This is a genomic window from Pantoea anthophila (assembly GCF_006494375.1).
Lineage (GTDB): Bacteria > Pseudomonadota > Gammaproteobacteria > Enterobacterales > Enterobacteriaceae > Pantoea > Pantoea anthophila.
Genome location: NZ_VHIZ01000042.1, coordinates 66,259 through 93,165, shown reverse-complemented (window position 1 = coordinate 93,165; position 26,907 = coordinate 66,259). Strand labels below are relative to the sequence as shown.

Genomic DNA, 26,907 nt, shown 5'->3' with positions numbered 1-26,907 from the left:
AAGGTATCTTCAGGTAAGGAGGTGATCCAACCGCAGGTTCCCCTACGGTTACCTTGTTACGACTTCACCCCAGTCATGAATCACAAAGTGGTAAGCGCCCTCCCGAAGGTTAAGCTACCTACTTCTTTTGCAACCCACTCCCATGGTGTGACGGGCGGTGTGTACAAGGCCCGGGAACGTATTCACCGTGGCATTCTGATCCACGATTACTAGCGATTCCGACTTCACGGAGTCGAGTTGCAGACTCCGATCCGGACTACGACGCACTTTGTGAGGTCCGCTTGCTCTCGCGAGGTCGCTTCTCTTTGTATGCGCCATTGTAGCACGTGTGTAGCCCTACTCGTAAGGGCCATGATGACTTGACGTCATCCCCACCTTCCTCCGGTTTATCACCGGCAGTCTCCTTTGAGTTCCCGACCGAATCGCTGGCAACAAAGGATAAGGGTTGCGCTCGTTGCGGGACTTAACCCAACATTTCACAACACGAGCTGACGACAGCCATGCAGCACCTGTCTCAGAGTTCCCGAAGGCACCAAAGCATCTCTGCTAAGTTCTCTGGATGTCAAGAGTAGGTAAGGTTCTTCGCGTTGCATCGAATTAAACCACATGCTCCACCGCTTGTGCGGGCCCCCGTCAATTCATTTGAGTTTTAACCTTGCGGCCGTACTCCCCAGGCGGTCGACTTAACGCGTTAGCTCCGGAAGCCACTCCTCAAGGGAACAACCTCCAAGTCGACATCGTTTACGGCGTGGACTACCAGGGTATCTAATCCTGTTTGCTCCCCACGCTTTCGCACCTGAGCGTCAGTCTTCGTCCAGGGGGCCGCCTTCGCCACCGGTATTCCTCCAGATCTCTACGCATTTCACCGCTACACCTGGAATTCTACCCCCCTCTACGAGACTCAAGCCTGCCAGTTTCAAATGCAGTTCCCAGGTTAAGCCCGGGGATTTCACATCTGACTTAACAGACCGCCTGCGTGCGCTTTACGCCCAGTAATTCCGATTAACGCTTGCACCCTCCGTATTACCGCGGCTGCTGGCACGGAGTTAGCCGGTGCTTCTTCTGCGGGTAACGTCAATCGGCAAGGTTATTAACCTCACCGCCTTCCTCCCCGCTGAAAGTACTTTACAACCCGAAGGCCTTCTTCATACACGCGGCATGGCTGCATCAGGCTTGCGCCCATTGTGCAATATTCCCCACTGCTGCCTCCCGTAGGAGTCTGGACCGTGTCTCAGTTCCAGTGTGGCTGGTCATCCTCTCAGACCAGCTAGGGATCGTCGCCTAGGTGGGCCATTACCCCGCCTACTAGCTAATCCCATCTGGGTTCATCCGATAGTGAGAGGCCCGAAGGTCCCCCTCTTTGGTCTTGCGACGTTATGCGGTATTAGCCACCGTTTCCAGTGGTTATCCCCCTCTATCGGGCAGATCCCCAGACATTACTCACCCGTCCGCCACTCGTCACCCAAGGAGCAAGCTCCTCTGTGCTACCGTCCGACTTGCATGTGTTAGGCCTGCCGCCAGCGTTCAATCTGAGCCATGATCAAACTCTTCAATTTAAAGTTTGATTTGCTGAAACAGGTTCAGCGGTGCTCATCTGTAAAACGTCATAATGAATTTCATTATGTGTTCACTCGTGAGGCTTTGATATTTTTTTGCGTCCGGGGACGCTGATATCAATCCTGCGAGTGCCCACACAGATTGTCTGATAAATTGTTAAAGAGCAGTGCCGCGTTTTCCTGCGGCGCGGGCTGCGTATATTACGCTTTCCGCATTGTCAGTCAAGCATTTATTTTCGCTTAACTCACTGGTTCGTATGATTTCGAACCACTTAACGCGACGCTTCGTAAGCCGTTGTGCCGTGTCAGTGGAGGCGCATTATAGGGAGTTCTCGGAGGCTGACAAGTGCTAATTTCAAATAAAATTCCGAGTGCTGTTTTTTTCAGCTAAAAGCCCCTAAAGCGCCAGTTTTTCCAGCAACGGGAAGCCATAACGGTGTAAAACGGGTGATAATTGTACCGCTTCGCCATCCAGCTCCGTACAGAACGCGACGTTCTGCTGTGAGGAACGCACCTCAGGTGCTTCATGCTCCAGCAGCCAGACCGTACGTCGGGCGATTGCCGCACCGGAATCAATCAGGCGCGTTCCTTCCGGCAGGACCTGTTGCAGCTCTTCGCGCAGTAAAGGAAAGTGAGTGCAGCCTAAAACCACCGTGTCAGGCGGTTCCGCCATCCGCAGCCATGGCTGAACAATACGCCTTACCTCATCCAGTGCCACTTCCCCGCCATGCAGCTTGGCTTCCGCCAGCTCCACCAGCTCCGCCGATCCCAGCATCTCAATTTTGCAGGAGCCAGCAAACTGTGCCACCAGCTCATGGGTATAAGGACGGCGAACGGTTGCTCTTGTCGCCAGCAAGCCCACGACACCATTACGCGTCAGGCGCGCAGCCGGTTTAATCGCCGGAACGACGCCTACAACAGGAAACGAAAAGTGTTCACGCAATGCAGGCAGCGAAACCGTGCTGGCGGTATTGCAGGCGATGATGACTAATGAGAGAGGCGTGCGGCGGGTAATGGCCTCAACGATGGCGACCACCCGCTCCACGATAAAGGATTCGCTTTTCTCACCATAAGGGAAGCCGGCGTTATCGAAGGCGTAGAGATAATGAAGATCCGGCAGTAGCTGACGGACCTCATCATAGACAGAAAGCCCACCGACGCCGGAGTCAAATACCAGCACGGTGGGTCGCAAATCAGAAGCTGTAGCTGCCGCTGAGGTAATACTCTCGTCCTGGAGTCTGATAGCCATACGCTGTCTCGTAATCTTTATCGAACAGGTTGGCAATTCTACCACGAACTGTGAGTTGTGAAGTGACAGGATATGAGACGGCGAGATCCCACAGACTGACGCCACCTTCCTTCACGCGGCGGCTGGGCGTGCTGTTGAAATCCGTATCGTAGCGGTCGCCCAGATAGTGATAGGTCACAGACCAGTCCGCGTCATACAGCGTCCAGTCGAGCTGATACTTCACCTGCTGTTTTGCCCGGCGAACCAGCGGCTGATTGGTGCTGCCATCCCGCGCATCGACATAATCATAAGAGAGCTGATGCGTCAGTGGCCCGGTATCAAAGCCTGCCGTCGCTTCCACGCCTTTAATACGCGCCTGCTTAATGTTGTAGTACCGGAAGGTCGCCGGATCGCCATCAATCAGGTTATCAATGTCATTGCGGTAGCCCGACACGCGCCAGCTGACCGGCCCGCTCAGCCCTTCAAAGCCGCCTTCCCACTGTTTACTTTTTTCCGGTTCGAGGTCCCGATTACCATAAGCCGGGCTGTAAACCTGTGACAGATTCGGCGCTTTAAAGGCGGTGCCATAAGAGGCGAATGCACGGTAGCCCGAGATAAACTCCCAGGAAGCTGCCGTCTGCCAGGTGTTATGCCAGCCGAACTGATTGTTATCGTCCCCGCGTACCGCCCCTTCCAGGGTAACCGTGCCGAACTGCTGCTGGCCGGTCAGGTAGAGGCCGGTGTTACGCTGCTCATACCCCTCTGACAGAGTATTGGTGCCTGGCTCAGTGGTCTCTTTCTGCCAGTCGACGCCCCCACTCACCGCGCCCTGCCCCATCTGCACGGTGTTGCCCCACTGCAGATTGTACTGTGTGACATCATCAAACGTGGAAGCCGCGCCGTAGCGGCCATTGCGCGGGTCGTAGTTGATATCTTTGGTATGGCCATAGCTGGCGATGAGCTGAGTCGAGTAGAAATCACGGTTAAAGCGTAAACCGGTGTCCCAGGTCTGACTGTAGAGCTGGCGGGTGTCCGGCAGACCGATGATGTTGGTATAACTCTCATCGTAGCTGTATGCCCCGTCATAGGCGGTGCGGTTATCAAATCCGTAGCCGCGCACAAACCCACTCAGCTCATCGCTGAACTGATGCTCAAGATTGCCATAGAGGGTTTTGCTCATGAATCCGTCGCGGTCGTGCTGTGCCGGGCCATAGTTACTGGGATAACCCGCCACCACATCATATCCTCTGGTGTAGGTATAGTTGCCTGCCAGGGTCAGCGTTGTGGCGTCGCTCAGCCTCTGCTGGGTAGAGCCATCATAAGATTGATAGCCATTGGAGCCCATGCCCGCCGTCAGCGTGGTTCCCGGCTGCGACCGGCCGGTGATGATATTAATTACGCCGCCAATGGCATCAGAACCGTAGACGGCAGAACGCGCACCGCGGATATATTCGATACGCTGCACCAGGGTCAGCGGAATCTGGCTGAGATCGGACGAACCACTGATTCCGGCCTGATTCAGCCGGATGCCATCAATCAGGATCAGGACATGGCGGGACTCGGTGCCGCGAATAAACAGGGAGCTCTGCTGACCTAATCCGCCGTTTTGCGCCACATCGACACCCGGCAGACGGCACATCACATCCGCCAGGCTTTTAGCCTGCCAGCGCTCAATCTCATCGCGCGTCACGACGGTGGTGGGTGCCAGCACGCCGGAGACAGGTTCGGCAAAACGGTTAGCGGTCACGATTTGCGTCTCATCATTTGCCTGAGCAAACCCGTTTTGCGCCCAGAGAGAAGCCGCCGTTGCGCTCAGAGCGAACAGCGATACACTTTTTTTTATCATTTTTAAATCGCATCCATAAGACGAAGCAGGATGCCGCAGGCCGACAATCGATAGCACGCGATGATTGTACGAGTAGCGACGTTACACCGGCAGGTCTTCGGGCTGGGAACCATAAATGATGATGACTTCCCATCCCGCAGGACAGTGTCTGCTATTGCACTCATCACGACATTCCTTACCGCTGCGCGTCAGCTCCAGATTTACACTGGATTCCCTATTAACTCAGGCTGAGGCCGGCGTCTGCAGTCTACGGAGTGGCGATTCGGAAGTCCAGATAGCCGGGAATCATCGCTCTGCGGGACTGGACATCAGCAAGTGAATGCCTACAATCGCCCGCTGGTAAGCTATTAATCAGGATTGCTCATGACACCCGAACATCTCCCCATTGAAGAGTATGACGCACAGCTGGCGGAAAAAGTCAGTCGTTTAGAGACGATGATGACGCCGTTTGCTGCGCCCGACGTGGAGGTGTTCCGTTCACCGGTCAGCCACTATCGGATGCGCGCAGAGTTCCGGCTGTGGCACGACGGTGATGATATCTATCACATCATCTTCGATCAGCAGACGCGCGAACGGATCCGTGTCGATCAGTTCCCTGCGGCCAGCCAGCTGATCAACCAGCTGATGCCAAAGATGATCGCCGCGATCCGCGATAACCGTACTCTGCGCCACAAGCTGTTCCAGATCGACTATCTCTCGACCCTGAGCAATCAGATTGTCATTTCTCTGCTCTACCACCGCAAGCTGGACGACGAGTGGCAGCAGGCCGCCGCCGCGCTGCGCGATCGGCTGCGTGCAGAAGGGCTGGATGTGCAGCTGATTGGCCGCGCGACCAAAACGAAAATCTGTCTCGATCGCGACTACGTTGACGAACGTCTGCCGGTGGCGGGCCGCGAGCTTATCTATCGCCAGGTCGAAAACAGTTTTACCCAGCCTAACGCGGCAATGAATATTCAGATGCTGGAGTGGGCGCTGGATGTCACCCGGGATTCACAGGGGGATTTGCTGGAACTCTACTGCGGCAACGGCAACTTCTCGCTGGCGCTGGCACGCAATTTCCGCCGTGTACTGGCAACGGAAATCGCCAAACCTTCCGTGGCATCGGCGCAATATAATATCGCCGCTAACCAGATCGATAATGTGCAGATCATTCGCATGGCGGCGGAAGAGTTTACCCAGGCGATGAACGGTGTCCGCAGCTTTAATCGTCTGGAAGGCATTGATCTGACCAGCTACGACTGCGAGACGATTTTTGTCGATCCGCCGCGCAGCGGACTGGATGACGAGACGGTGAAGATGGTGCAGGCTTATCCGCGCATCCTCTATATCTCCTGCAATCCTCAGACCCTGAGCGACAACCTGCAGACGCTGGCGCAAACGCACGACGTTACGCGCCTGGCGCTGTTTGACCAGTTCCCTTACACCCATCATATGGAATGCGGTGTTCTGCTGACGCGTAAAGCCTGAAGCATAAACAAAAACGGGAACCCTGCGGTTCCCGTTTTTTTACTGATTACGCTTGCGCTTAAATCGCGTTGCAATCCAGAACACCAGCGCCACCATCAGAACAGTGGGGATGAAGTTGGAGCCCATGTCCGGGTATTCTGCCCGCACCAGCGCGCTGTAAACCAGAATTCCCAGCAGGAAAAAGGCGGCTGCCAGGCCCGGCATCCCCTCCGGCATGTTGGTGTTGAGGTAACGCTGATGCAGACACCAGGCCGCCAGGCCCAGTGCAATCAGCGGAAAAATGGAAAAGGGAACAAAGGCGCTGAACAGCACAGAAAACGAGCCGTTAATCGCTAAGCCGGTAATAAAAGCCAGTGCCAGTGTGCCTTTATCGCGGGAAGCCGGGTGGGTCATGGACGGATCCTTACTCATTACTCTTCGGGTTTTTCCAGGGTAACCGCGAGACGCTCCTGCTCCCGGCGGTACCAGTAATAGGCGCCTTTGGCGATCATACGCAGCTGTAACACCAGCCGATCCTCAAGCTTACGACGCTGCTCAGCATCAACATCCAGTGCTTCTGCACCGGCGCTGAAGACAATGGTCACCATCGCCTCAGCCTGCGCTTCGGTAAAACTGCGCGGCATGCGATTTTCGACCTCAAGATAGTCAGCCAGTTCAGCGATAAAGTGCTGAATTTCACGCGCCACGGCGGCACGGAAAGCGGCGGAGGTGCCGGAACGTTCACGCAGTAACAGGCGGAAAGCGTTGGGGTTGTTGCCGATGAACTCCATAAAGGTCGACACCGACGTTTTAATGATGCTGCCGCCTTTGGCGATACGCTGGCGCGCCTGGCGCATCAGCTGTCGCAGCATGAGCCCGCTTTCATCCACCATCGTCAGGCCCAGCTCATCGACATCCTTGAAATGACGATAAAAGGAGGTGGGTGCGATACCTGCCTCACGGGCAACTTCCCGCAGACTCAGGCTGGCAAAACTGCGTTCGGCGCTGAGCTGACTGAACGCTGCTTCAATCAGTGTACGTCGTGTACGTTCTTTTTGTTGCGCTCTGACGCCCATTCTCTCTGCCTTTAGCGGTGTTAGGCAGGCACTATATCAAAAATTTCAGCGTACAGATTGGCAATCTTTGTCACCGCCTGTGAACCTCACTCTTTGTCAAACTGTGATGAAAATCGCTGATAGAATTCAGAAGTGCGCGACGAGATGTTAGAATCTCGTTGTAAAAATGTATAAATAATAGGACGTATCGGTATGCAAAAGTCTTACGATTACGATGCCATTGTGATTGGCTCAGGGCCCGGCGGTGAAGGGGCGGCGATGGGGCTGGTAAAACAGGGAGCGCGCATCGCCGTGATCGAACGCTACCATAACATCGGCGGCGGCTGTACCCACTGGGGCACCATCCCCTCTAAAGCCCTCCGTCACGCCGTCAGTCGCATTATCGAATTTAATCAGAACCCGCTTTACAGCGATCACACCCGACTCCTTCGCTCCTCTTTTGCCGACATTCTCAATCACACGGAAAACGTGATCAGCCAGCAGACGGCCATGCGTCAGGGCTTCTACGAGCGTAACCGCTGTGAACTGTACCAGGGCGATGCGCATTTTGTTGATGCCAACACCATTGAGATTGAACAACCTGATGGGACGCGTGAGCGGCTGACGGCAGAGAAATTTGTCATCGCCTGTGGTTCACGTCCTTACCATCCTGACGATGTCGACTTTACCCATCCCCGCGTCTATGACTCAGACTCCATTCTCAACCTGCATCATGAACCGGGCCACGTCATCATTTATGGCGCCGGCGTGATTGGCTGTGAATACGCCTCGATTTTCCGCGGTCTGAACGTCAAGGTTGACCTGATCAATACCCGCGATCGTCTGCTGGCGTTCCTCGATCAGGAGATGTCTGACTCGCTCTCCTACCACTTCTGGAACAGCGGCGTGGTGATTCGTCACAACGAAGAGTTTGAGAAGATTGAGGGCGTGGAAGATGGCGTCATCATCCATCTGAAATCCGGCAAGAAAGTGAAAGCGGACTGCCTGCTTTACGCCAACGGCCGAACCGGCAACACCGATTCCCTGTCGCTGGAAAATGTCGGTCTGGAAGCGGATGGCCGTGGCCTGCTGAAAGTCAACAGCATGTATCAGACCGCGCAGCCGCACATCTATGCGGTCGGTGACGTGATTGGCTATCCGAGTCTGGCCTCTGCCGCCTACGATCAGGGCCGCATTGCCGCGCAGGCGATTATCAAAGGAGAAGCGTCAGCGCATCTGATTGAAGATATCCCGACCGGTATCTACACCATTCCGGAAATCAGCTCCGTGGGCAAAACCGAGCAGCAGCTGACCGCCATGAAAGTGCCCTATGAAGTGGGACGCGCGCAGTTCAAACATCTGGCGCGGGCGCAGATTGTGGGGATGAACGTCGGCAGCCTGAAAATTCTGTTCCATCGGGAAACCAAAGAGATTCTGGGGATCCACTGCTTTGGTGAGCGTGCCGCCGAGATTATTCACATCGGTCAGGCGATCATGGAGCAGAAAAATGGTGGCAACACGATTGAGTACTTCGTGAATACCACCTTTAACTATCCGACGATGGCGGAAGCCTATCGCGTGGCGGCGTTAAACGGCTTAAACCGCCTGTTTTAACGTCGTGTCGAGATAGTGCTGCATGTGGGTTTTGATTGCTTCTGCCAGCTGTTCATAACGGCTGCGCAGAGGCGAACCCGGCCGATAAACCAGCGCAATCGTGCGTTGTGGTACCGGCTTATAGCACGGAAGATAGCAGACCCCATCGCGGATACGTTCCGGCGGAACCGCCAGCGCTGGTAACAGCGTAATGCCGCTGCCTGCTGCCACCATATTGCGCAGCGTTTCCAGACTGGTTGCCCTGAAATGGGTATCTTCGTCGGCACCCGCCTCAAAACAGAATCCCATCGCCTGGTCACGCAGACAGTGCCCATCTTCCAGCATCAGTAATTTCTCGCCCGCCAGATCGGACATCGGTACCCGATCGCGGTCGCGCCACGGATGATCTTCGTAGATCGCCAGCTTCATCGGTTCATCAAACAGCGGAACCTCAATAAAGGCCTGGCTCTCTTTGACCAGCGCCACAATCGCGCAGTCCAGTTTGCCGCTGTCGAGCTGTGCCAGCAGCTGCTGCGTCTGCGCTTCATGCAGATACATTTCCAGTTTCGGGAACGTCTGGTGCAGCATCGGGATAATCTGTGGCAACAGGTAGGGGCCGGTGGTCGGGATAAGGCCGATATGCAGCGGACCTGACATCGCTTCCCCTTGCTGACTGGCCATCTCTTTCAGCACTTTTACTTCACGCAAAACCGTGCGCGCCTGATCCACCAGCAGCAAACCGGCCTGGGTGAACAGCACTTTACGGCTGGTACGCTCCAGCAGCATCACACCCAGCTCATCTTCCAGCTTGCGGATCTGCCCGCTTAACGTTGGCTGACTGACATGACACGCATCTGCCGCACGGCGGAAATGGCGATATTCAGCAAGTGAGACCAGATATTCAAGATCACGAATATTCATTATTACCCTCCAAACCACGATAGCCCGTGGCGATAGATAGAATAGCAATGAACGATTGGCCCTATCAAGGGCGGTTCGGAATAATGCGCGCATCAAATGGAAAGGGGTTATCAGGAGAAAAAATGTTTGCAAGTCAGGAAGGTAAAGCCATTCCGTCCGTCACGTTTCATACGCGCCAGGACGATCGCTGGGTCGATGTCACCACAGAATCGCTGTTCAAAGACAAAACGGTGATTGTTTTTTCCCTGCCGGGTGCCTTTACCCCTACCTGCTCATCCAGTCATCTGCCGCGTTACAACGAACTAGCGGGCCTGTTTGCCCAACATGGCGTGGACACGATTCTCTGCGTCTCGGTCAATGACACCTTCGTGATGAACGCCTGGAAAGCAGAACAGCGGGCAGACAATATTACTTTCATTCCTGATGGCAACGGCGAGTTCACCCGAGGTATGGAGATGCTGGTTGAGAAAGCCGATCTCGGTTTTGGCCCGCGCTCATGGCGCTACTCCATGCTGGTACGCAACGGCGTGGTGGAGAAAATGTTCGTTGAGCCGAACAAGCCTGGCGACCCCTTTGAGGTCTCCGATGCCGACACCATGCTGCGCTATCTGGCCCCGGAGTGCAAAGCACAGGAGTCAGTCTCCATCTTTACGAAACCTGGCTGCATCTTCTGCGCCCAGGCAAAACAGATGCTGATGGATCATGGCATCCAGTATGAAGAAATTGTGCTGGGTCAGGATGCCACAACCGTAAGTCTGCGAGCCGTATCAGGCCGGGCGACGGTGCCGCAGATTTTCATGGGCGGTCGTCATATTGGCGGCAGTGAGGATCTGCAGCAGTTCCTGCTGTCAGCGTAAGAGAATCTTAGCGTCGGCCGGGAGAGCGGGCGCTTTGATGATGTGCCTATAATAAAGTAGTAATTCTGAAGCTAGAGGTTAGCGGGCATCTGTTGTGCCCGCCTTTTTTTTGCCTGCGGATTATGCCAGCCGCTGCTTCGCGTCACCGATGGCGCGGGCAACCTGCTGTGGCGAGACGCCCCCCTGCGCATTACGCTTATCCAGACAGGATTGCAGTGCCAGAATCAGATAGACATCGTCGTCAATCACCGCACTGAACTGCTGTAACTGTGCCAGCGACAGGGCTTCCAGCGCCACGCCCTGCCCGATGGCCGCTACCACGACCTCGCCGACGATGTGGTGAGCTTCACGGAATGGCACACCTTTGGCGACCAGATAGTCGGCCAGTTCAGTGGAGTTTGCGTAGCCCTGCTCTGCGGCTTCCTGGCAGCGCGGACGTTTCACCTGCAGGCCATCCAGCACCAGCACGGACATGTGCAGACAGTCGAGCCAGGTGTCCAGCGCGTCAAACAGCCCCTCTTTGTCTTCCTGCATATCTTTGTTGTACGCCAGCGGCAGACCTTTCAGCGTCATCATCATGCCGGTCAGTGCGCCCTGCACCCGACCGCATTTGCCACGAATCAGCTCCAGCGCATCCGGGTTTTTCTTCTGCGGCATCAGCGATGAGCCGGAAGTGACTTTGTCTGACAGCTCAATAAAGCCCGCTTCACCGGTGTTGAAGAAGATCATATCTTCGGCGAAGCGCGACAGATGAACCATGCCGATCGCCGCATCAGAGAGCAGCTCCAGCACATGATCGCGATCGGAGACGGTGTCGAGACTGTTGCGCGTGGCGGAGGCAAAACCCAGCCAGCCTGCCAGCTGCTGACGATCGATTTCGTAGGCCGTTCCGGCCAGTGCGCCGCAGCCCAGCGGGCTGACATCGAGACGCTTCAGGGTATCCTGCAGACGGCTCTCATCACGCGCCAGCATTTCCACATAGGCCAGACACCAGTGCGCGAAGGTCACCGGCTGCGCACGCTGCAGATGGGTGTAGCCCGGCATCACTGCATCCTGATTCGCTTCCGCAGTGACGACCAGCGCCTGCTGCAGATCGCGTGTCGCGCCCAGCAATGCCTCAACCTGCATCTTGCACCAGAGTTTCAGATCGGTCGCGACCTGATCGTTACGGCTGCGGCCGGTATGCAGTTTTTTACCCAGCGCGCCCACTTTGTCGATCAGCTGTCCTTCAACCCAGCTGTGAATATCTTCGGCGTCGCTTTGCAGAATCTGCTCAGGATTCTCGCGCACTTCACCCAGCAACGTATTCAGGGCCGCTTCCAGCTGCTGCTGCTCATCCTGAGTCAGCACATTTACCGTCACCAGCGCTTTGGACCAGGCAACAGAGCCAATAATGTCCTGCTCTGCCAGGCGGTAATCGAAGCGCAGCGAGTCGTTGAACTGTTTAAAACGTTGATCCGCTGCCTGAGTAAACCGTCCACCCCAAAGTGCCATGTGAAAACTCCTCTGAATCGTTAAACAAGGGGCGGCATAAATGCCGCCCCTGGATTGAATCTGTGAGGCGAGGCGCACCTCGCCTGAAATATTACTTCTTCTTCTGCTCGTTCAGCGCACGGATACGTGAAGAGAGCGAGAACAGACGGATAAAGCCGCCTGCATGACGGTGGTCGTAAACCTCATCTTCGCCAAAGGTGGCGAACTCTTCCGAGTAGAGGCTGTTAGCCGAGCGTTTCTGAGTGGCTGTCGCGTGGCCTTTGTAGAGCTGCACCACAACTTCACCATTTACCTCTTCCGCCAGCGATTCGGCAGCAGCCTGAATCGACTTACGCAGCGGGGCAAACCAGCGACCGTCATAGACCACATAGGACATCTCGTGGCCGAGCTGCTCGCGCCATTTGAAGCTGTCGCGATCCAGTACCAGCTGTTCAACGGCACGCAGCGCGCTGACCATGATGGTGCCGCCCGGGGTTTCGTAGCAGCCACGGGACTTAATTCCGACCAGACGGTTTTCCACGATGTCGATACGGCCGACACCATGTTTTGCGCCCAGCTCGTTGAGTTTTTCCAGACACTGGAACGGGCTCAGTTTTTCGCCGTTAACGGCCACAACCCGGCCTTTTTCGACGGTCACGGTCACCTCTTCAGGCTGATCGGGCGCCTCCAGCGGATCGACGGTCCAGACCCAGCAATCTTTATTCGGCGCATTGGCCGGGCTCTCCAGCACACCGCCTTCGGTAGAGATGTGCCAGGCGTTTTCATCACGGCTGTAGATCTTTTCCAGTGAGGCGGTGGTCGGGATATTGCGCTCTTTCAGGTAGTCCAGCAGCGCTTCACGTGAACGCAGGTTCCATTCACGCCACGGGGCAACCACTTTCAACTGCGGTGCCAGGGCGGTATAGGTGGTTTCGAAACGCACCTGGTCATTCCCTTTACCGGTTGCACCGTGGCACAGCGCATCCGCGCCTACTTTCAGTGCCAGTTCAACCTGCGCTTTCGCGATGATAGGACGGGCCATCGAGGTGCCGAGCAGATAGGTGCCTTCATAGAGCGCACCGGTCTGCAGCACCGGGTAAACGTAGTCGCTGATAAACTCTTCACGCAGATCGACAACGTGGCATTCCGAGGCGCCAGACTGCAGCGCTTTCTTCTCAACACCTTCCAGATCGCCACGCTCCTGACCGATATCCGCCACAAAAGCGACCACTTCACAGCCACCGTAGTTCTCTTTCAGCCATGGAATGATTGCCGAGGTATCAAGACCACCGGAGTAAGCCAGAACGATTTTTTTGATGTTTTGCGTTTGCATTTCGTAATCCTTGAATCAGAGTCGTTAAGCGAGAATCCGGGTGCCAATCGACACGCCGTTAAACAGGTCAGGCAGCCGCTCAGCGTGACGCCAGCTGGCGATATCGACCGGGCGGCCCAGCGTACGCGCGGCATCCAGCGCCGCGTGCACTTTCACAATCATGCCATCGGTAATAATGCCCTGGGTGATCAGCTGCTCCGCTTTGTCAGCGGTCATCTCTTCGATGCGCTGACCTTTGCCGTCGAGAATACCACTCACGTCGGAGAGCAGAACTAAATCCGCGCCCAGCGTTGAAGCCAGTGCCGTCGCCGCCTGATCGGCGTTGACGTTCATCAGTTCGCCGCCCTCAGTGATGCCAATAGAGCTCACCACCGGCATGTAACCCGCCGCCAGCAGCGTATTCAGCAGTGCCGGGTCGCCTGGCATGGCGTGGCCCACATGGCCAAGTTCCGGATCGAAGGCGGTGACATTCACGATGCCCGCATCACCCAGGCAGAGGCCAACCGCGTTGATGCCCGATTTTTTCGCCCAGGCCAGCAGCGTTTTATTGGCGGTTCCCGCCAGCGCACCGGTAATGATGTCGATCTGATCGGCTGGGGTGACGCGCAGGCCATTTTTCTTCATCACCGGCAGCGCCAGCTTTTTCATCAGCTCGTCCACCAGGCAACCGCCGCCGTGGACAATGATCAGTGGACGCTGATGGGTGCTGCGATATTTCAGCAGCGCTTCAAACAAGCGGGCCAGCGCTTCTTCGCTGTCCAGCAGCACACCGCCCAGTTTGATAATCAATGGATTGGTCATGGTTTATTTGTCCGTTAAATCAGTGACTGCGTTTCTGGGAAGCCGAACCGGATGTTCAGGCACTGCACCGCCTGTGATGCCGCACCCTTCAGCAGATTGTCTTCGGCTGCCACGACAATCAGATGCTCGCCCTGCATCTCAAATCCGATGTCGCAGTAAGGCAGGCCCACGACGGCTTTCAGCGCCGGCACACCCTGGTCATAGAAACGCACCAGCGGCTTATTGTCATAAGCGCGATGGAAAACGGCGGCAATATCTTCGCGGCTGACACCCGCTTTCAGACGGCAGGTAATGGTCGCCAGGATACCGCGCGGGAAGCTGCCCAGATGTGGGGTGAAGATCACCGGGGTGCCAAGGTGGGCCACAATCTCCGGATGATGACGATGATTGAACAGGCCGTAAGGCTGCAGGCTCACTTCGCAGAAGCTGGTGCCGACATTGGCTTTACGGCCGGCACCGCTCACGCCACTGGTGGCATTGATGACCGGCCACTGCGCGTCGTTTAGCAGTCCGGCATCCACCAGCGGTTTCAGCGCCAGCTGCGCGGCGGTCGGATAGCAACCCGGCACGGCCACCAGCTGCGCCTGCTGAATGTTTTCATGCTGATATTCCGCCAGGCCGTAAACGGCTTTGTCCAGCCAGTCGCCATGCTGATGGGTAAAGCCATAGAAGCGGGTGTAGAACTCAGCGTCATTGACCCGGAAAGCGCCCGACAGGTCGAACACCACACAACCCGCCTTAAGAAATTCCGGAGCCAGATCGTGGCTGACTTCATGCGCCGTCGCCAGAAAGACCACATCCACTTTGTCTGCCCACTCCGCCGCGCTGCTCAGTGGCTGCAGCGGAAGATCCACCACGCCTTTCAGCTGCGGATGAAGATCGGACAAGCGCTTACCTGCATCAGGGCTTTGCGCCGAAACCGCTAAAGCGGTTATGTTGATATGTGGATGACGATTCAGGAAGGTGGCAAGCTCTACTCCAGCATAACCACTGGCACCAACGATCAGCGTATTCAACATCAGGCTGTAACCCCTTTTACAGTCGCACGTCCCGGGCCGCGGCCTTGCCCCGTAACCCACTCAGTCTTCTGCAGTGATTTAAGGTTTCCTTGCAGAGGACGTTAATGTATTTTTATTCACTATTAATGCATGAATATGGATACATCCTAACTCAAGGACCATCAACAGTGAAGACAAAATTACCGCCTTTTATTGAACTCTACCGCCAGTTAATCGCCACACCGTCGATCAGCGCAACCGATGCGGCTCTGGATCAGAGTAATGAAACTTTAATCAATTTGCTGGCAGGCTGGTTTCGTGACCTCGGCTTCAGCGTGGAAGTGCAGCCTGTACCCGGCACCCGCAATAAATTTAATATGCTGGCGCGGACCGGCACCGGCGCGGGCGGCCTGCTGTTAGCCGGGCATACCGATACCGTTCCCTTTGATGATGGCCGCTGGACACGCGATCCCTTTACCCTGACCGAGCACGACAACAAGCTCTATGGCCTGGGTACGGCAGACATGAAAGGTTTCTTCGCCTTTATTCTCGATACGCTGCGGGATGTGGATGTCAGCACCCTCAGCAAGCCGCTCTATATTCTTGCCACGGCCGATGAAGAGACCACGATGGCCGGCGCGAAATATTTCTCTGAATCGACGCAGCTGCGCCCCGACTGCGCCATTATCGGTGAACCCACCTCACTCAAGCCGGTGCGGGCACACAAAGGACACCTGTCGAATGTGATCCGCATTGAAGGGAAATCGGGCCATTCCAGCGATCCGGCTCGCGGCGTGAACGCCATTGAACTGATGCATGAGTCGATTACCCATCTGATGCAACTGCGCACGACCCTGCAGGAGCGTTATCACCATGATGGCTTTGCCATCCCTTATCCCACCATGAACTTCGGCCATATTCATGGCGGTGATGCCGCTAACCGTATCTGCGCCTGCTGTGAACTGCATATGGATATCCGTCCGCTGCCGGGCCTGTCGCTCAGCGATCTGGATGGGCTGCTTAACGAGGCGCTGGCTCCGGTCAGCGCACGATGGCCAGGCCGTGTCACGGTGGCCGAACTGCATCCGCCGATTCCCGGCTATGAGTGTCCGGCGAATCATGAGCTGGTGAGTGTGGTGGAAAAACTGCTGGGCACGCCGACCGAAATCGTCAACTACTGCACCGAAGCCCCTTTTATTCAGCAGCTCTGTCCGACGCTGGTGCTGGGGCCAGGGTCCATTAATCAGGCCCATCAGCCAGATGAATTTATTGATACTGCATTTATCAAGCCGACACGGGCGCTTATCAGTCAGGTTGTGCAGCATTTCTGTCACTGATTGACAGTAAATGGGGCATTTCACTGTATTAACAGTAAAATGCCCCCTCATTCTGCGGGATTTACCAATAAGAATAACTTATCCCGCTTTGTTCCCGATAAATTCTTCGAATTTCCGTTATTTAGCGACCTGTTCAGCCCACTTTAACGCATTTGACGAACGCAACATTACGTGGCTAGATAAAAGACGTTGTTATGCCCACCGGGTGACTATCCAGAACGTTTCAGAATGCTGACAGGCGGCAACGGAGCCGGTTCCCTGTAGATTAGCGGGAGCAGAACGTTGCCGATTTTTCTGCTGCCTGCTGAAAGGTCGGGTGTAGAAGTTTTTCAAGACGATAAGGGTGTCAGGGTCCAATGAACGAACAATATTCCGCAATGCGAAGTAATGTCAGTATGCTCGGCAAACTGCTCGGGGATACGATTAAGGAAGCTCTGGGCGAGAACATCCTCGACCAGGTTGAAGCCATCCGTAAGCTCTCCAAGTCATCCCGTGCAGGCAATGACACACATCGTAAAGAACTGCTCAATACGCTGCAGAATCTCTCCAACGAAGAGCTTCTGCCGGTTGCACGCGCCTTCAGCCAGTTTCTTAACCTCACCAACGTGGCCGAGCAGTATCAGACCATTTCCCAGAGTGGCGAAGGGGCGAATCACCCGGAACTGCTGAAAAAGACCTTTGAGACCCTGAAACAGCAGAAAGATATCCGTGAAAGCGACATTCTGGCGGCCATTGAGTCGCTGTCGCTGGAGCTGGTGCTGACCGCGCATCCGACCGAAATCACCCGCCGTACCCTGATTCACAAGCTGGTCGAAGTTAACAGCTGCCTGAAACAGCTCGACCACAGCGATGTCTCTGACTACGAACGTAACCAGATTATGCGCCGCCTGCGCCAGCTGGTCGCGCAGGCATGGCACACCGATGAAATCCGCAAATACCGTCCAACCCCTATCGATGAAGCCAAATGGGGCTTTGCCGTAGTGGAAAACAGCCTGTGGGAAGGCGTTCCTGCCTTTCTGCGTGAGCTGAACGAACAGGTAGAGGAGGCGTTTGGCATTAAGCTGCCGGTGGATTTCGTCCCGGTCCGGTTCACCTCCTGGATGGGCGGCGACCGCGACGGCAACCCGAATGTGACGGCGTCGATCACCCGTCATGCGATGCAGCTGAGCCGCTGGAAAGCCACTGACCTGTTCCTGCGCGATATCGGCGTGTTGATCTCCGAGCTGTCAATGTCGGAGTGCAGCGATGAGATCCGTGAACTCAGCGGCGATCCGGAAGCGATCGAACCTTATCGTGTGATCCTGAAGCGTCTGCGCAGCCAGCTCATGAGCACGCAGTCGTTCCTGGAACATCGCCTGAAAGGCGAGCGTCTGCCGCGTCCGGCCGACCTGCTGGTCTCCAACGATCAGCTGTGGGACCCGCTGTTTGCCATCTACCAGTCGCTGCAGCAGTGCGGCATGGGCATTATCGCCAACGGTCAGCTGCTTGATACGCTGCGCCGCGTGAAATGTTTTGGCGTGCCGCTGGTGCGTATCGATCTGCGCCAGGAGAGCACCCGTCACACCGAAGCGATTGCCGAAGTCACCCGCTATCTGGGACTGGGCGACTATGAAAGCTGGTCTGAAGCGGACAAGCAGGCCTTCCTGATCCGTGAGCTGAACTCTAAGCGTCCTCTGCTGCCGCGCAGCTGGGAACCCAGCGACGAAACGCGTGAAGTGCTGGAAACCTGCCGCGTCGCGGCTGAAGCGCCACAGGGCTCCATCGCCGCCTACGTGATCTCAATGGCGAAAACCCCGTCTGACGTGCTGGCCGTGCATCTGCTGCTGAAAGAAGCGGGCATCAGCTATGCGATGCCGGTTGCACCGCTGTTTGAAACCCTGGATGACCTGAACAACGCCAATGATGTGATGAGCCAGCTGCTGAGCATCGACTGGTATCGCGGCTTTATTCAGGGCAAACAGATGGTGATGATTGGCTACTCTGACTCGGCGAAAGATGCCGGTGTGATGGCCGCCAGCTGGGCGCAATATCAGGCGCAGGATGCACTGATCAAAACCTGCGAGAAAGCGGGCATCTCCCTGACCCTGTTCCACGGACGCGGCGGCAGCATTGGCCGTGGCGGCGCACCGGCTCATGCCGCGCTGCTGTCGCAGCCGCCAGGAAGTCTGCGCGGCGGTCTGCGCGTCACCGAACAGGGCGAGATGATTCGCTTCAAATATGGTTTACCGGCCGTCACCATCGCCAGTCTGTCGCTCTATACCGGCGCAATTCTGGAAGCGAACCTGATGCCACCGCCGGAGCCAAAACGCGAATGGCGTGACATCATGAATCAGCTCTCCGCTGACTCCTGTGCGATGTATCGGGGTTATGTGCGTGAAAATGCCGACTTCGTTCCCTACTTCCGTTCAGCCACGCCGGAGCAGGAGCTGGGTAAATTACCGCTCGGCTCACGCCCGGCTAAACGTCGCCCGACCGGCGGCGTGGAGTCGCTGCGTGCCATCCCATGGATTTTCGCCTGGACGCAGAACCGCCTGATGCTGCCTGCCTGGCTGGGTGCCGGTGCAGCCCTGCAGCAGGCGATGGCGGCAGGTCATCAGGATCAGCTGGAGGCGATGTGTCGTGACTGGCCTTTCTTCTCTACCCGCCTGGGGATGCTGGAGATGGTGTTCGCAAAAGCGGACCTGTGGCTGGCAGAGTATTACGATCAGCGTCTGGTCGACAAATCCCTCTGGCCGCTGGGCAAGCAGTTGCGCGATCAGCTTGATGCCGATATCAAAGCGGTGCTGACTATCGCCAACGACTCGCACCTGATGGCCGACCAGCCGTGGATTGCCGAGTCAATTGCGTTGCGTAACGTCTACACCGACCCGCTTAACGTCCTTCAGGCGGAACTGCTGCATCGTTCACGCGCACAGGAAGCACGCGGCGATGAGCCGGATCCGCGCGTTGAGCAGGCCCTGATGGTGACCATTGCGGGCGTGGCAGCAGGTATGCGTAACACCGGTTAGCGTGCAGGCGCGGCGTAGCGTCCGCGCCCTCTGAACGTCGCCATAAAAAAAGTCGGGACTGTCCCGACTTTTTTATTGCCTGAAGGAGAGCGGTTAAGCCGCCACCGCAACCGGACGCACGCCCAGCGTGTGGCAGATGGCGTAACTCATTTCAGCGCGGTTCAGCGTGTAGAAATGAAAATCTTTCACCCCTTCGCGTGACAGGATTTTCACCATGTCCATCGCGATGTTTGCTCCGACCATTTTCCGTGTTTCCGGGTCCTCATCCAGTCCGGCAAACATCGCGTTCATCCAGCCCGGCACGCGCACATTGGTCAGCGTGGCAAAGCGTTGCAGCTGTTTAAAGTTAGAAACCGGCAGAATGCCCGGCACAATTTCAACGTCGATGCCGGTCGCGACACAGCGATCGCGGAAACGTAAATAGCTTTCCACGTCGAAGAAAAACTGGGTAATGGCGCGGCTTGCGCCTGCATCGATTTTTCGCTTCAGGTTAATCAGATCGGCCTGGGCGCTTTTCGCTTCGGGATGGACTTCCGGATAGGCCGCGACGGAGATATCAAAATCGCCGACCTCTTTCAGCAGCGCCACCAGATCGCTGCCGTACATCTCCGGCCTGCCGCCTCCCTCTGGCAGATCGCCCCGCAGCGCCACAATGTGACGGATGCCGTTATGCCAGTAATCCTGGGCGATAGCGCGCAGTTCATCGCGGGTGGCATCAACACAGGTGAGATGAGGGGCCGCCTCCAGACCGGTGCGATCTTTGATGCCTTTGATAATGCTGTGCGTGCGGTCGCGCTCGCCTGAGTTGGCACCGTAGGTGACAGAAACAAATTTCGGTTTCAGGCTGCTCAGACGGTCGATGGAACGCCACAGGGTCTCTTCCATTTCACCAGACCGCGGTGGGAAGAACTCAAATGAGACGTTAATGCGCCCGTTCAGCTCAGCCAGGCTCTGGTTTAGCGCTTCGCGCTGATTGGCATGAAAGAAACTCATCCTGCACCCTCATCAATATCGGTTAAAAACCAGACCGCAAACATCTGAACGTTTAGACGTCCAGATGTTCAAAATGGCCCAATCCGATCGTGCCGTCAACGAATAAATCGTGAACAGCGATGATCATTTTTCAACCAGCATGAAAGAGATTCAACAGGCAGCGGTAACGCATTGAAAACAGGCGCCGAGGCGCCTGAGGAGAGGGCTAGAGCAGTTGTGCGAGGCGATTGATATCTGACTGGATAGCACCGGCGGTGACATCCCGGCCTGCGCCCGGTCCGCGAATTACCAGCGGGTTGTCGCGATACCAGCGGCTCTCAATGGCGAAGACATTGTCGCAGGGCAGCAGCGAGGCCAGCGGATGTTCCGGACGGACCGCTTCAACCCCCACGCGCGCCTTGCCGTTGGCATCAAAGCGGGCAACATAACGCAGCACGAGATCCATCTCCCGCGCCGCTTCCAGTCGCTGCAGCATCTGCTCATTCAGCTCATCGCCATTTTCAAAGAAATGGTCAACCGAGCCCTGCTGGCAGTTGTCTGGCACCAGTGATTCGACCCGCACCTGATCCGGCTCGATGTTATAGCCCGCCTCACGCGCCAGGATCACCAGTTTGCGCATCACATCCTGCCCTGAGAGATCGGCCCGCGGATCGGGTTCGGTCAGGCCCTGCTGCCACGCCTGATCCACCAGCTCGGTGAAGGGCACCGTGCCGTCAAACTGCAGGAACAGCCATGACAGCGTGCCGGAGAAGATCCCGCTGATCGCCAGGATGGTATCACCGCTGTCACGCAGATCGCGCACCGTATAGTTGATCGGCAGACCTGCACCGACAGTGGCGTTATAGAGCCAGTGACGCCCGGTTTTGGTAAAAGCATCACGGATTTGCCGCCAGGTCTGGCTGTCGGATGCACCGGCCACTTTATTGGCGCTGATGACATGGAAACCGTGGCTGGCAAAATCGAGATACTGCTGCGCCAGCGGCGTACTGGCGGTGACATCCAGCACCACTAAATCATCAAAGGGATGGGCGCGCATCCACAGGAACAGCGACTCTTCGTCACGCTCCACCGCTTCATCGTCAAAGAAGGCCAGCGCACGGCTGGCATCCAGTCCGTCATAACTCAGCAGGCTGCGACGGCTGTCCACCACACCCGCCAGCACAAATTCAAAGCCGGTGCGCGCTGAGAGCGTTTCCTGATCGCGGGCAAACAGCTCCAGCCAGCGTGAGCCGATATTGCCTTTGCCAAACAGCATCAGGCCGATACGCTTTTCTGCACGGAACAGTGACTGATGTAATCCCTGAATCAGATGCTGAGTGGGACCGACGCGCAGCACTGCGACCACGCTGATGTGCTCTTCAGACTGCCAGATAAATTCAACGGGTTGATCTTTTAACTGCTGCCAGAAGCGATGGGTATGCAGCGGATTGCGGGTCACGCCTGCGCCTACCAGCCCCACCAGCGCCAGGCCGTCACGCAGCTGCAGATGGCCCGGCAGTCCGGCATCCTGCAGCAGCGTAAAGGCGCTGTTGACCACTTCAGAGGTGTAACAGAGCTGCAGCAGCTGGCGGTCAGGATGGACGCCAAACGCCAGCGGACGCAGCTGCGCCCGCTTCAGCAGCAGGTCGATCTCTTTGTGCAGGATGGCGAAGTCATGCTGCTCCGGCAGCTGGATTTCAATCAGACAGACATCATCATGACTGGTCACGATGCGTGCGCCGGTTCCGGAGGCCAGCACCCGTTCGATGCGGGTGGAACCCTGCTCCGGCTGATAACTGCAGCGCAGTTGCAGGTCGATATCGCTGCCGGAAACCGGCTGCAGGGTGCGGGTATGCAGCACCGGGGCCGCCAGACGCGCCAGCTCACTGGCTTCGTCCAGCCTTAACAGTGGCAGCAGACAGGCATCAGAAACTTTGCGTGGATCGGCGCTGTAGACGCCCGCCACATCGCTCCAGATCGTGACCCGTCCCACACCTGCCAGCGCACCAATCTGCGTGGCGGAGTAGTCGGAACCGTTGCGGCCAAGCAGGACGGTTTCACCCGCATCATTGCGGCTGATAAAGCCGGTCACCACGATGCGCTGATGCGGATGCTGTGCCAGCAGGGTCTGCAGCAGCGGCCAGGATTTGCCTTCATCGACCTGCGGCTGGGCCGCACGTTCAGCACGCAGAAACTCACGCGCATCCAGCCAGCAGGCCTGCATGTCGCGCTGACTCAGCACCGCTGCCATCAGGCGCGCCGACCAGAGTTCACCGTGGCCGACCACTTCGGCGTAGACCGCATCGGTTATCGGTCCATCCAGCAGCGCGGCCAGCTTTTCCAGGTCGCGAATAAATGCCGCGGTTAAGGGTTCCGCCATCTCAGCAGGCAGCAGCGCACCGATCAGTTCGCTCTGGTAACGCCGTAAAGCCTGTTGCACCTGGTGCGCGGAGAGCCGGTCGCTCTGGCTCAGCTTCAGCCAGCTAATCAGCTGGTTGGTGGTCGAGCCAGCCGCAGAGACCACCATCATGTCGCCCGGCTGACTGTAATCCGCCATGATGCTGGCCACACGCTGATAGCAGCGTGCGTCGGCCAGGCTACTGCCGCCAAATTTATGCAACTGCCTGATAGTCGGCGTTCCCGTGCCTGCTGAAATCGTCATGCTTAACCCTCGGCTGCGACCCGGAATGCATTATCCAGATCGGCAATTAAATCTTCGTGATCTTCAATACCAACAGAAACCCGCAGTAGCGTATCGGAAATGCCCGCTGCAGCGCGTGCCTCTGCCGACATCCCCGCGTGCGTCATGGTGGCGGTGTGGGAGATCAGACTCTCAACGCCACCCAGCGATTCCGCCAGCGTAAACAGCCGCAGCGCTTTCAGGAAGCGGCGCAGCAGCGCCTCGTCACCGTCAACCTCGAAACTCAGCATGGCGCCAAAGCCGCGCTGCTGGCGAACGGCATGTTCGTGTCCGGCGTTCTCCGGCAGCGAAGGATGATACAACTTTTTCACCCGTTTCTGCTGCTTCAGATACTCCACAATCGCCAGCGCATTGCGCTGCGCCGCTGCGATGCGTGGTGAAAGTGTGCGAATCCCGCGCAGCAGCAGGTAGCTGTCAAAGGCCGCGCCCGTGACGCCAATGTTGTTTGCCCACCAGGCCAGGTCCGTCGCCAGCTGCGGATCTTTAGCAATCACCGCGCCTGCCACCACGTCGGAATGACCGTTGAGATATTTTGTACAGGAGTGGATCACCAGGTCTGCCCCCAGCGCCAGCGGATTCTGCAGGGCCGGACTCATAAAGGTGTTATCCACCACGCTGATGGCACCCGCCGCCCGGGCAGCGGTGCAAATCGCGCTGATATCCACCACGCGCAGCAGCGGATTGCTGGGGCTTTCGATCAGCACCAGTTTAGGTTTCTCACCCAGTGCCGCCTGCAGTGCCACCGGATCACCCTGATCAACAAATTTCACCCGATATGCGCCACGCTTATTCATGCTGTCAAACAGCCGATAGCTGCCGCCATAGCAGTCATGTGGTGCAACCAGCAGATCGCCAGGCTTCAGGAACACCGTCGTCACCAGATGAATCGCCGACATCCCGGTATTGGTTAATACCGCGCCCGCACCGCCTTCCAGTTCCGCCAGCGTACGCTGCACGACATCACGCGTGGGGTTACCCCGACGGGAATAGTCATGCGCACGCGGCTCATTAAAATCCAGGAAGTTATAGGTTGTGGAAAGATGGATAGGCGGGACAACGCAGCCATATTGCTCGTCATCATTCAAACCGCTACGCACTGCGATGGTTGCCGGTTTACGCGTCATGAGCGAATTGTTCCTGAAAAGTGAATAAAATGTGGCTCACAGAATATCACCCTCTAATTAGACGTCAATACATCTGGACATCTAAATGTCTTTGCGTATAGATTGAGCAGAAACGCAATAACCGCTAAAATTATGCGTCATCGCCTGGCGTTCCTCTCTGAAGAACAGAGGCAGTGAACGAAGAAAACCCGCCATATCAGGGGTCAGGCAGGAAAAAATCAGGCATAATCCGCTGATTTCCTCACATTTAACGTTTATTAATTAAGGTAACCCATGGCTGAATGGAACGGCGAATATATCAGCCCGTACGCTGAGCACGGTAAGAAGAGCGAGCAGGTCAAGAAGATTACAGTGTCTATCCCCTTGAGCGTGCTGAAGATTTTAACGGATGAGCGTACCCGTCGTCAGGTGAACAACCTGCGTCACGCCACCAACAGCGAGCTGCTTTGCGAAGCCTTTTTACATGCCTTTACGGGTCAACCGCTGCCGGATGATGTCGACCTGCGCAAAGAGCGCAGCGATGAGATCCCGGAAGAAGCGAAAGCAATTATGCGCCAGATGGGTGTTGATCCGGATACATGGGAATATTGATCCCCGGCGCCGTTGTCGCCTGACCTCGCTGCAGAGAAGCAGGCTCCGCTCAGGGAGCCGCTTTTCTGATCCGTTCTGCCCCCTGTGACGCTCCTCTCTTCCGGCCTGACGCCATCGCCTGCATATTGCCTGCCAGACGTATCAGAAAAATCTACCCTCTTTTCCTTATTATTGCGTTATTTCCATTGCAATAAGAATATTGTTTTATCCGGACAATAGAATTATTACTATTGTTCATTATTATGCGCATCCGTAAGATTTTGTCAGAGCGACAATTTCACGGAAAGCCAATGAGCATCAAATATAAAATAAAATCCTTCGCACCCACTTTTTTTATTCTTTTCATCACCGGCACAACCAGTTATTTCACTTCTGCATCCAGCGTGGCACCGGCTATAACGGTGCAAAATGAGAATATTAATGCCCGGCAACAGGATCGGGAGCGCAAAGCGCAATTAACGCCTGACCTGCTGCCTGGCATGTCTGAAAAAGAGGACTTCAGACCGGAAGCGATTCCGTTTCCGCATGAGGAAAATTGCTATCCGATCGATAATATTTCGCTGAATCAGGACAGTAAAAAACTGCACCTCAGAAAATTACGCTATTTCACTGCACAGGCAGAAGGAAAATGCCTGGGCATTAACGGAATAAAAATTCTCGCTAAAACGCTGCAGAATGAAATTATCCGGCTGGGTTATATTACAACGCGTGTTAATTTGCCCGAACAGAATCTGTCGGGCCGTACGTTAACGTTTGATATTCATGCCGGTCACGTCGGAAAAATCGTGCTAAATAAGGCGAGTGGCGACGACATTAATCTGACCAGTACCCTGCCGTTCAGCGCGGGTGATCTGCTCGAACTCAGCGATCTGGAACAGGGCAGCCTTAATCTTCAGCGCGTCCCGGGATCGCGGGTTAACGTTCAGTTATTGCCAGGCAGCAGCAAAGGTGAAAGCGATATCGTTATCCAGCGCGAACAGGATAAATACTGGCAGATGAGCGCCTGGCTGAATGATGCCGGCTCGGCGGCGACGGGGCGCTATCAGGGGGGAACCGCACTCTATTTAAACAACATTGCGTCATTAAGTGACATATTTTACGTCTCTTACGGCCACGATATTGCGCCGAAACAGACCCGCAAAGGCAATGATAATAAATCGATAGGTTATTCGGTGCCATGGGGTTTCTGGTGGCTCGATCTCTATGCCAGCCAGAGTCATTATCAGCAACGCCTGACCGGAAACTGGTCAGAATGGGCACTGGATAATAAGAACAGCTACTACAGTGCGCAGCTCAACCGACTGCTTTCGCGAACCCTCTTTCAGACCACCACAGCTGGCCTGCAAATCTTCAACACGTCATCGCGTTATTCACTTAATGACCGGGACCTCATCAGCATGCATAAAAAAAGTGCGGGCTGGAAAGCGTTGCTGCAGCATGAGATGCATGACGATAACGCGGCGCTGACGACGACCCTGAGCTATCAACGGAAGATGCCCTGGTTTAACAGCAGCCATACCGTTGAACAGACGTATGGGCTCATTGATACGCAGGGCCGGATTATGACGCTGGATCTGAAAGGTTCGGTTAATTTCCAGTTAGGAGATAACTGGCTGAACTACTCACCCCATGTCAGTGTGCAATATTCACCCGACACCCTCTCTTCGCTGAATCGCTTTTCGCTGGCAAACCGCTGGACGGTTCGTGGCTTCGATGGCGAATACGCGCTTCAGGATAATAAAGGCTGGTTCTGGCGCAACGATGTCAGCTGGATTTTCCCTGACAAACCGGTTCAGCCTTATATCGGTATTGACGCAGGCCAGGTCTACGGTAATAGCAGCCAGCAGGAATATGCCGGAAAAACCGTTATAGGCAGCGTGGCTGGCCTGCGGGGAACACTCCTGAAAACACGTTTTGATCTTTTTGCCGGCACCCCGGTTAAAAAACCCCAGGCTTTCCACACCGATCCCGTTACGCTCGGTTTTTCACTGCAGTGGAAATATTAGTAAGAAGTAAAGCGTTAAATAAAAAGATTTTGAAAATAAACACACACATCCAGAGGAAAAA

Annotated in this window: 19 protein-coding genes, 1 rRNA gene and 1 riboswitch; of the genes, 7 read left to right on the top strand and 13 right to left on the bottom strand. The window is 55.9% G+C overall.

Translation table 11 applies throughout. From position 1 onward, the window contains the following. Positions 1 to 14 precede the first annotated feature (14 nt). The 3 genes from FJW00_RS11260 to btuB all read right to left on the bottom strand — a co-directional run bounded on the left by FJW00_RS11260 (position 15) and on the right by btuB (position 4,630). A 16S ribosomal RNA gene (locus FJW00_RS11260) occupies positions 15 to 1,556 on the bottom strand. A 397-nt stretch (positions 1,557 to 1,953) separates the two neighbouring features. Continuing rightward, positions 1,954 to 2,805, bottom strand: a complete 852-nt coding sequence (gene murI, locus FJW00_RS11255) for a glutamate racemase (protein ID WP_009087991.1) — start codon at positions 2,803 to 2,805, stop codon at positions 1,954 to 1,956. Beyond that, positions 2,750 to 4,630 (bottom strand): TonB-dependent vitamin B12 receptor BtuB, encoded by a 1,881-nt coding sequence (gene btuB / locus FJW00_RS11250; RefSeq protein WP_140924112.1) that lies wholly within the window; start codon positions 4,628 to 4,630, stop codon positions 2,750 to 2,752. The genes murI and btuB overlap by 56 nt, the downstream gene beginning before the upstream one ends. A 71-nt stretch (positions 4,631 to 4,701) precedes the next feature. Then, positions 4,702 to 4,883, bottom strand: a riboswitch (cobalamin riboswitch). A 110-nt stretch (positions 4,884 to 4,993) separates the two neighbouring features. On the opposite strand from btuB, the gene trmA reads away from it, so the two are divergent. Continuing rightward, the gene (gene trmA / locus FJW00_RS11245) at positions 4,994 to 6,097 is read left to right on the top strand and encodes a tRNA (uridine(54)-C5)-methyltransferase TrmA (RefSeq protein WP_058957345.1); all 1,104 of its coding nucleotides are present in this window, start codon (positions 4,994 to 4,996) and stop codon (positions 6,095 to 6,097) included. Positions 6,098 to 6,136: 39 nt separating this feature from the next. On the opposite strand, the gene FJW00_RS11240 is transcribed toward trmA, so the two are convergent. Both FJW00_RS11240 and fabR read right to left on the bottom strand, forming a co-directional pair. Further along, a complete protein-coding gene (locus FJW00_RS11240; protein WP_009087994.1) occupies positions 6,137 to 6,490 on the bottom strand; it encodes a YijD family membrane protein in 354 nt (117 codons plus the stop codon). A gap of 17 nt (positions 6,491 to 6,507) precedes the next feature. After that, entirely contained in the window at positions 6,508 to 7,152 is a 645-nt protein-coding gene (gene fabR / locus FJW00_RS11235; RefSeq protein WP_009087996.1) for an HTH-type transcriptional repressor FabR, read from the bottom strand. Between the two features lie 192 nt (positions 7,153 to 7,344). On the opposite strand from fabR, the gene sthA reads away from it, so the two are divergent. Further along, entirely contained in the window at positions 7,345 to 8,745 is a 1,401-nt protein-coding gene (gene sthA, locus FJW00_RS11230) for a Si-specific NAD(P)(+) transhydrogenase (protein WP_009087998.1), read from the top strand. Here the strand turns inward: sthA and oxyR are convergent. Continuing rightward, a complete protein-coding gene (gene oxyR, locus FJW00_RS11225) occupies positions 8,728 to 9,645 on the bottom strand; it encodes a DNA-binding transcriptional regulator OxyR (RefSeq protein WP_009088000.1) in 918 nt (305 codons plus the stop codon). The genes sthA and oxyR overlap by 18 nt on opposite strands. Positions 9,646 to 9,767: 122 nt before the next feature. Between oxyR and FJW00_RS11220 the strand changes: the two genes are divergently transcribed. Further along, positions 9,768 to 10,502, top strand: coding sequence for a glutathione peroxidase (locus FJW00_RS11220; RefSeq protein ID WP_140029930.1), 735 nt, complete (start codon positions 9,768 to 9,770; stop codon positions 10,500 to 10,502). 120 nt (positions 10,503 to 10,622) lie between these two features. On the opposite strand, the gene argH is transcribed toward FJW00_RS11220, so the two are convergent. The 4 genes from argH to argC all read right to left on the bottom strand — a co-directional run bounded on the left by argH (position 10,623) and on the right by argC (position 15,128). Beyond that, positions 10,623 to 11,996, bottom strand: coding sequence for an argininosuccinate lyase (gene argH / locus FJW00_RS11215; protein WP_140924110.1), 1,374 nt, complete (start codon positions 11,994 to 11,996; stop codon positions 10,623 to 10,625). Between the two features lie 91 nt (positions 11,997 to 12,087). Next, positions 12,088 to 13,308 carry an argininosuccinate synthase gene (locus FJW00_RS11210; protein ID WP_009088006.1) on the bottom strand — a complete coding sequence of 407 codons (1,221 nt, stop codon included), beginning with the start codon at positions 13,306 to 13,308 and terminating at the stop codon, positions 12,088 to 12,090. 24 nt (positions 13,309 to 13,332) lie between these two features. Then, positions 13,333 to 14,109, bottom strand: coding sequence for an acetylglutamate kinase (argB, locus tag FJW00_RS11205; RefSeq protein WP_009088007.1), 777 nt, complete (start codon positions 14,107 to 14,109; stop codon positions 13,333 to 13,335). A 14-nt stretch (positions 14,110 to 14,123) separates the two neighbouring features. Further along, positions 14,124 to 15,128, bottom strand: coding sequence for an N-acetyl-gamma-glutamyl-phosphate reductase (gene argC, locus FJW00_RS11200; RefSeq protein WP_046100827.1), 1,005 nt, complete (start codon positions 15,126 to 15,128; stop codon positions 14,124 to 14,126). A 167-nt stretch (positions 15,129 to 15,295) separates the two neighbouring features. Here argC and argE point away from each other — a divergent pair, with 167 nt between their 5' ends. After that, a complete protein-coding gene (argE, locus tag FJW00_RS11195) occupies positions 15,296 to 16,444 on the top strand; it encodes an acetylornithine deacetylase (protein WP_009088011.1) in 1,149 nt (382 codons plus the stop codon). 356 nt (positions 16,445 to 16,800) lie between these two features. Then, complete coding sequence (gene ppc / locus FJW00_RS11190) at positions 16,801 to 19,452, top strand: phosphoenolpyruvate carboxylase (protein WP_046100828.1); 2,652 nt, start codon at positions 16,801 to 16,803, stop codon at positions 19,450 to 19,452. Positions 19,453 to 19,545: 93 nt separating this feature from the next. Here ppc and metF read toward each other — a convergent pair whose 3' ends face one another. The 3 genes from metF to metB all read right to left on the bottom strand — a co-directional run bounded on the left by metF (position 19,546) and on the right by metB (position 24,249). Then, complete coding sequence (metF, locus tag FJW00_RS11185) at positions 19,546 to 20,445, bottom strand: methylenetetrahydrofolate reductase (protein ID WP_009088014.1); 900 nt, start codon at positions 20,443 to 20,445, stop codon at positions 19,546 to 19,548. A 205-nt stretch (positions 20,446 to 20,650) separates the two neighbouring features. Then, positions 20,651 to 23,086: a bifunctional aspartate kinase/homoserine dehydrogenase II gene (locus tag FJW00_RS11180; RefSeq protein WP_140924108.1), complete on the bottom strand. Its 2,436-nt coding sequence runs from the start codon at positions 23,084 to 23,086 to the stop codon at positions 20,651 to 20,653. 2 nt (positions 23,087 to 23,088) lie between these two features. Beyond that, positions 23,089 to 24,249, bottom strand: coding sequence for a cystathionine gamma-synthase (gene metB, locus FJW00_RS11175; protein ID WP_140924106.1), 1,161 nt, complete (start codon positions 24,247 to 24,249; stop codon positions 23,089 to 23,091). Positions 24,250 to 24,522: 273 nt separating this feature from the next. Between metB and metJ the strand changes: the two genes are divergently transcribed. Both metJ and FJW00_RS11165 read left to right on the top strand, forming a co-directional pair. Next, positions 24,523 to 24,840 carry a met regulon transcriptional regulator MetJ gene (metJ, locus tag FJW00_RS11170; RefSeq protein ID WP_009088019.1) on the top strand — a complete coding sequence of 106 codons (318 nt, stop codon included), beginning with the start codon at positions 24,523 to 24,525 and terminating at the stop codon, positions 24,838 to 24,840. 401 nt (positions 24,841 to 25,241) lie between these two features. After that, complete coding sequence (locus tag FJW00_RS11165; protein ID WP_258317033.1) at positions 25,242 to 26,846, top strand: ShlB/FhaC/HecB family hemolysin secretion/activation protein; 1,605 nt, start codon at positions 25,242 to 25,244, stop codon at positions 26,844 to 26,846. Positions 26,847 to 26,907: the final 61 nt, after the last annotated feature.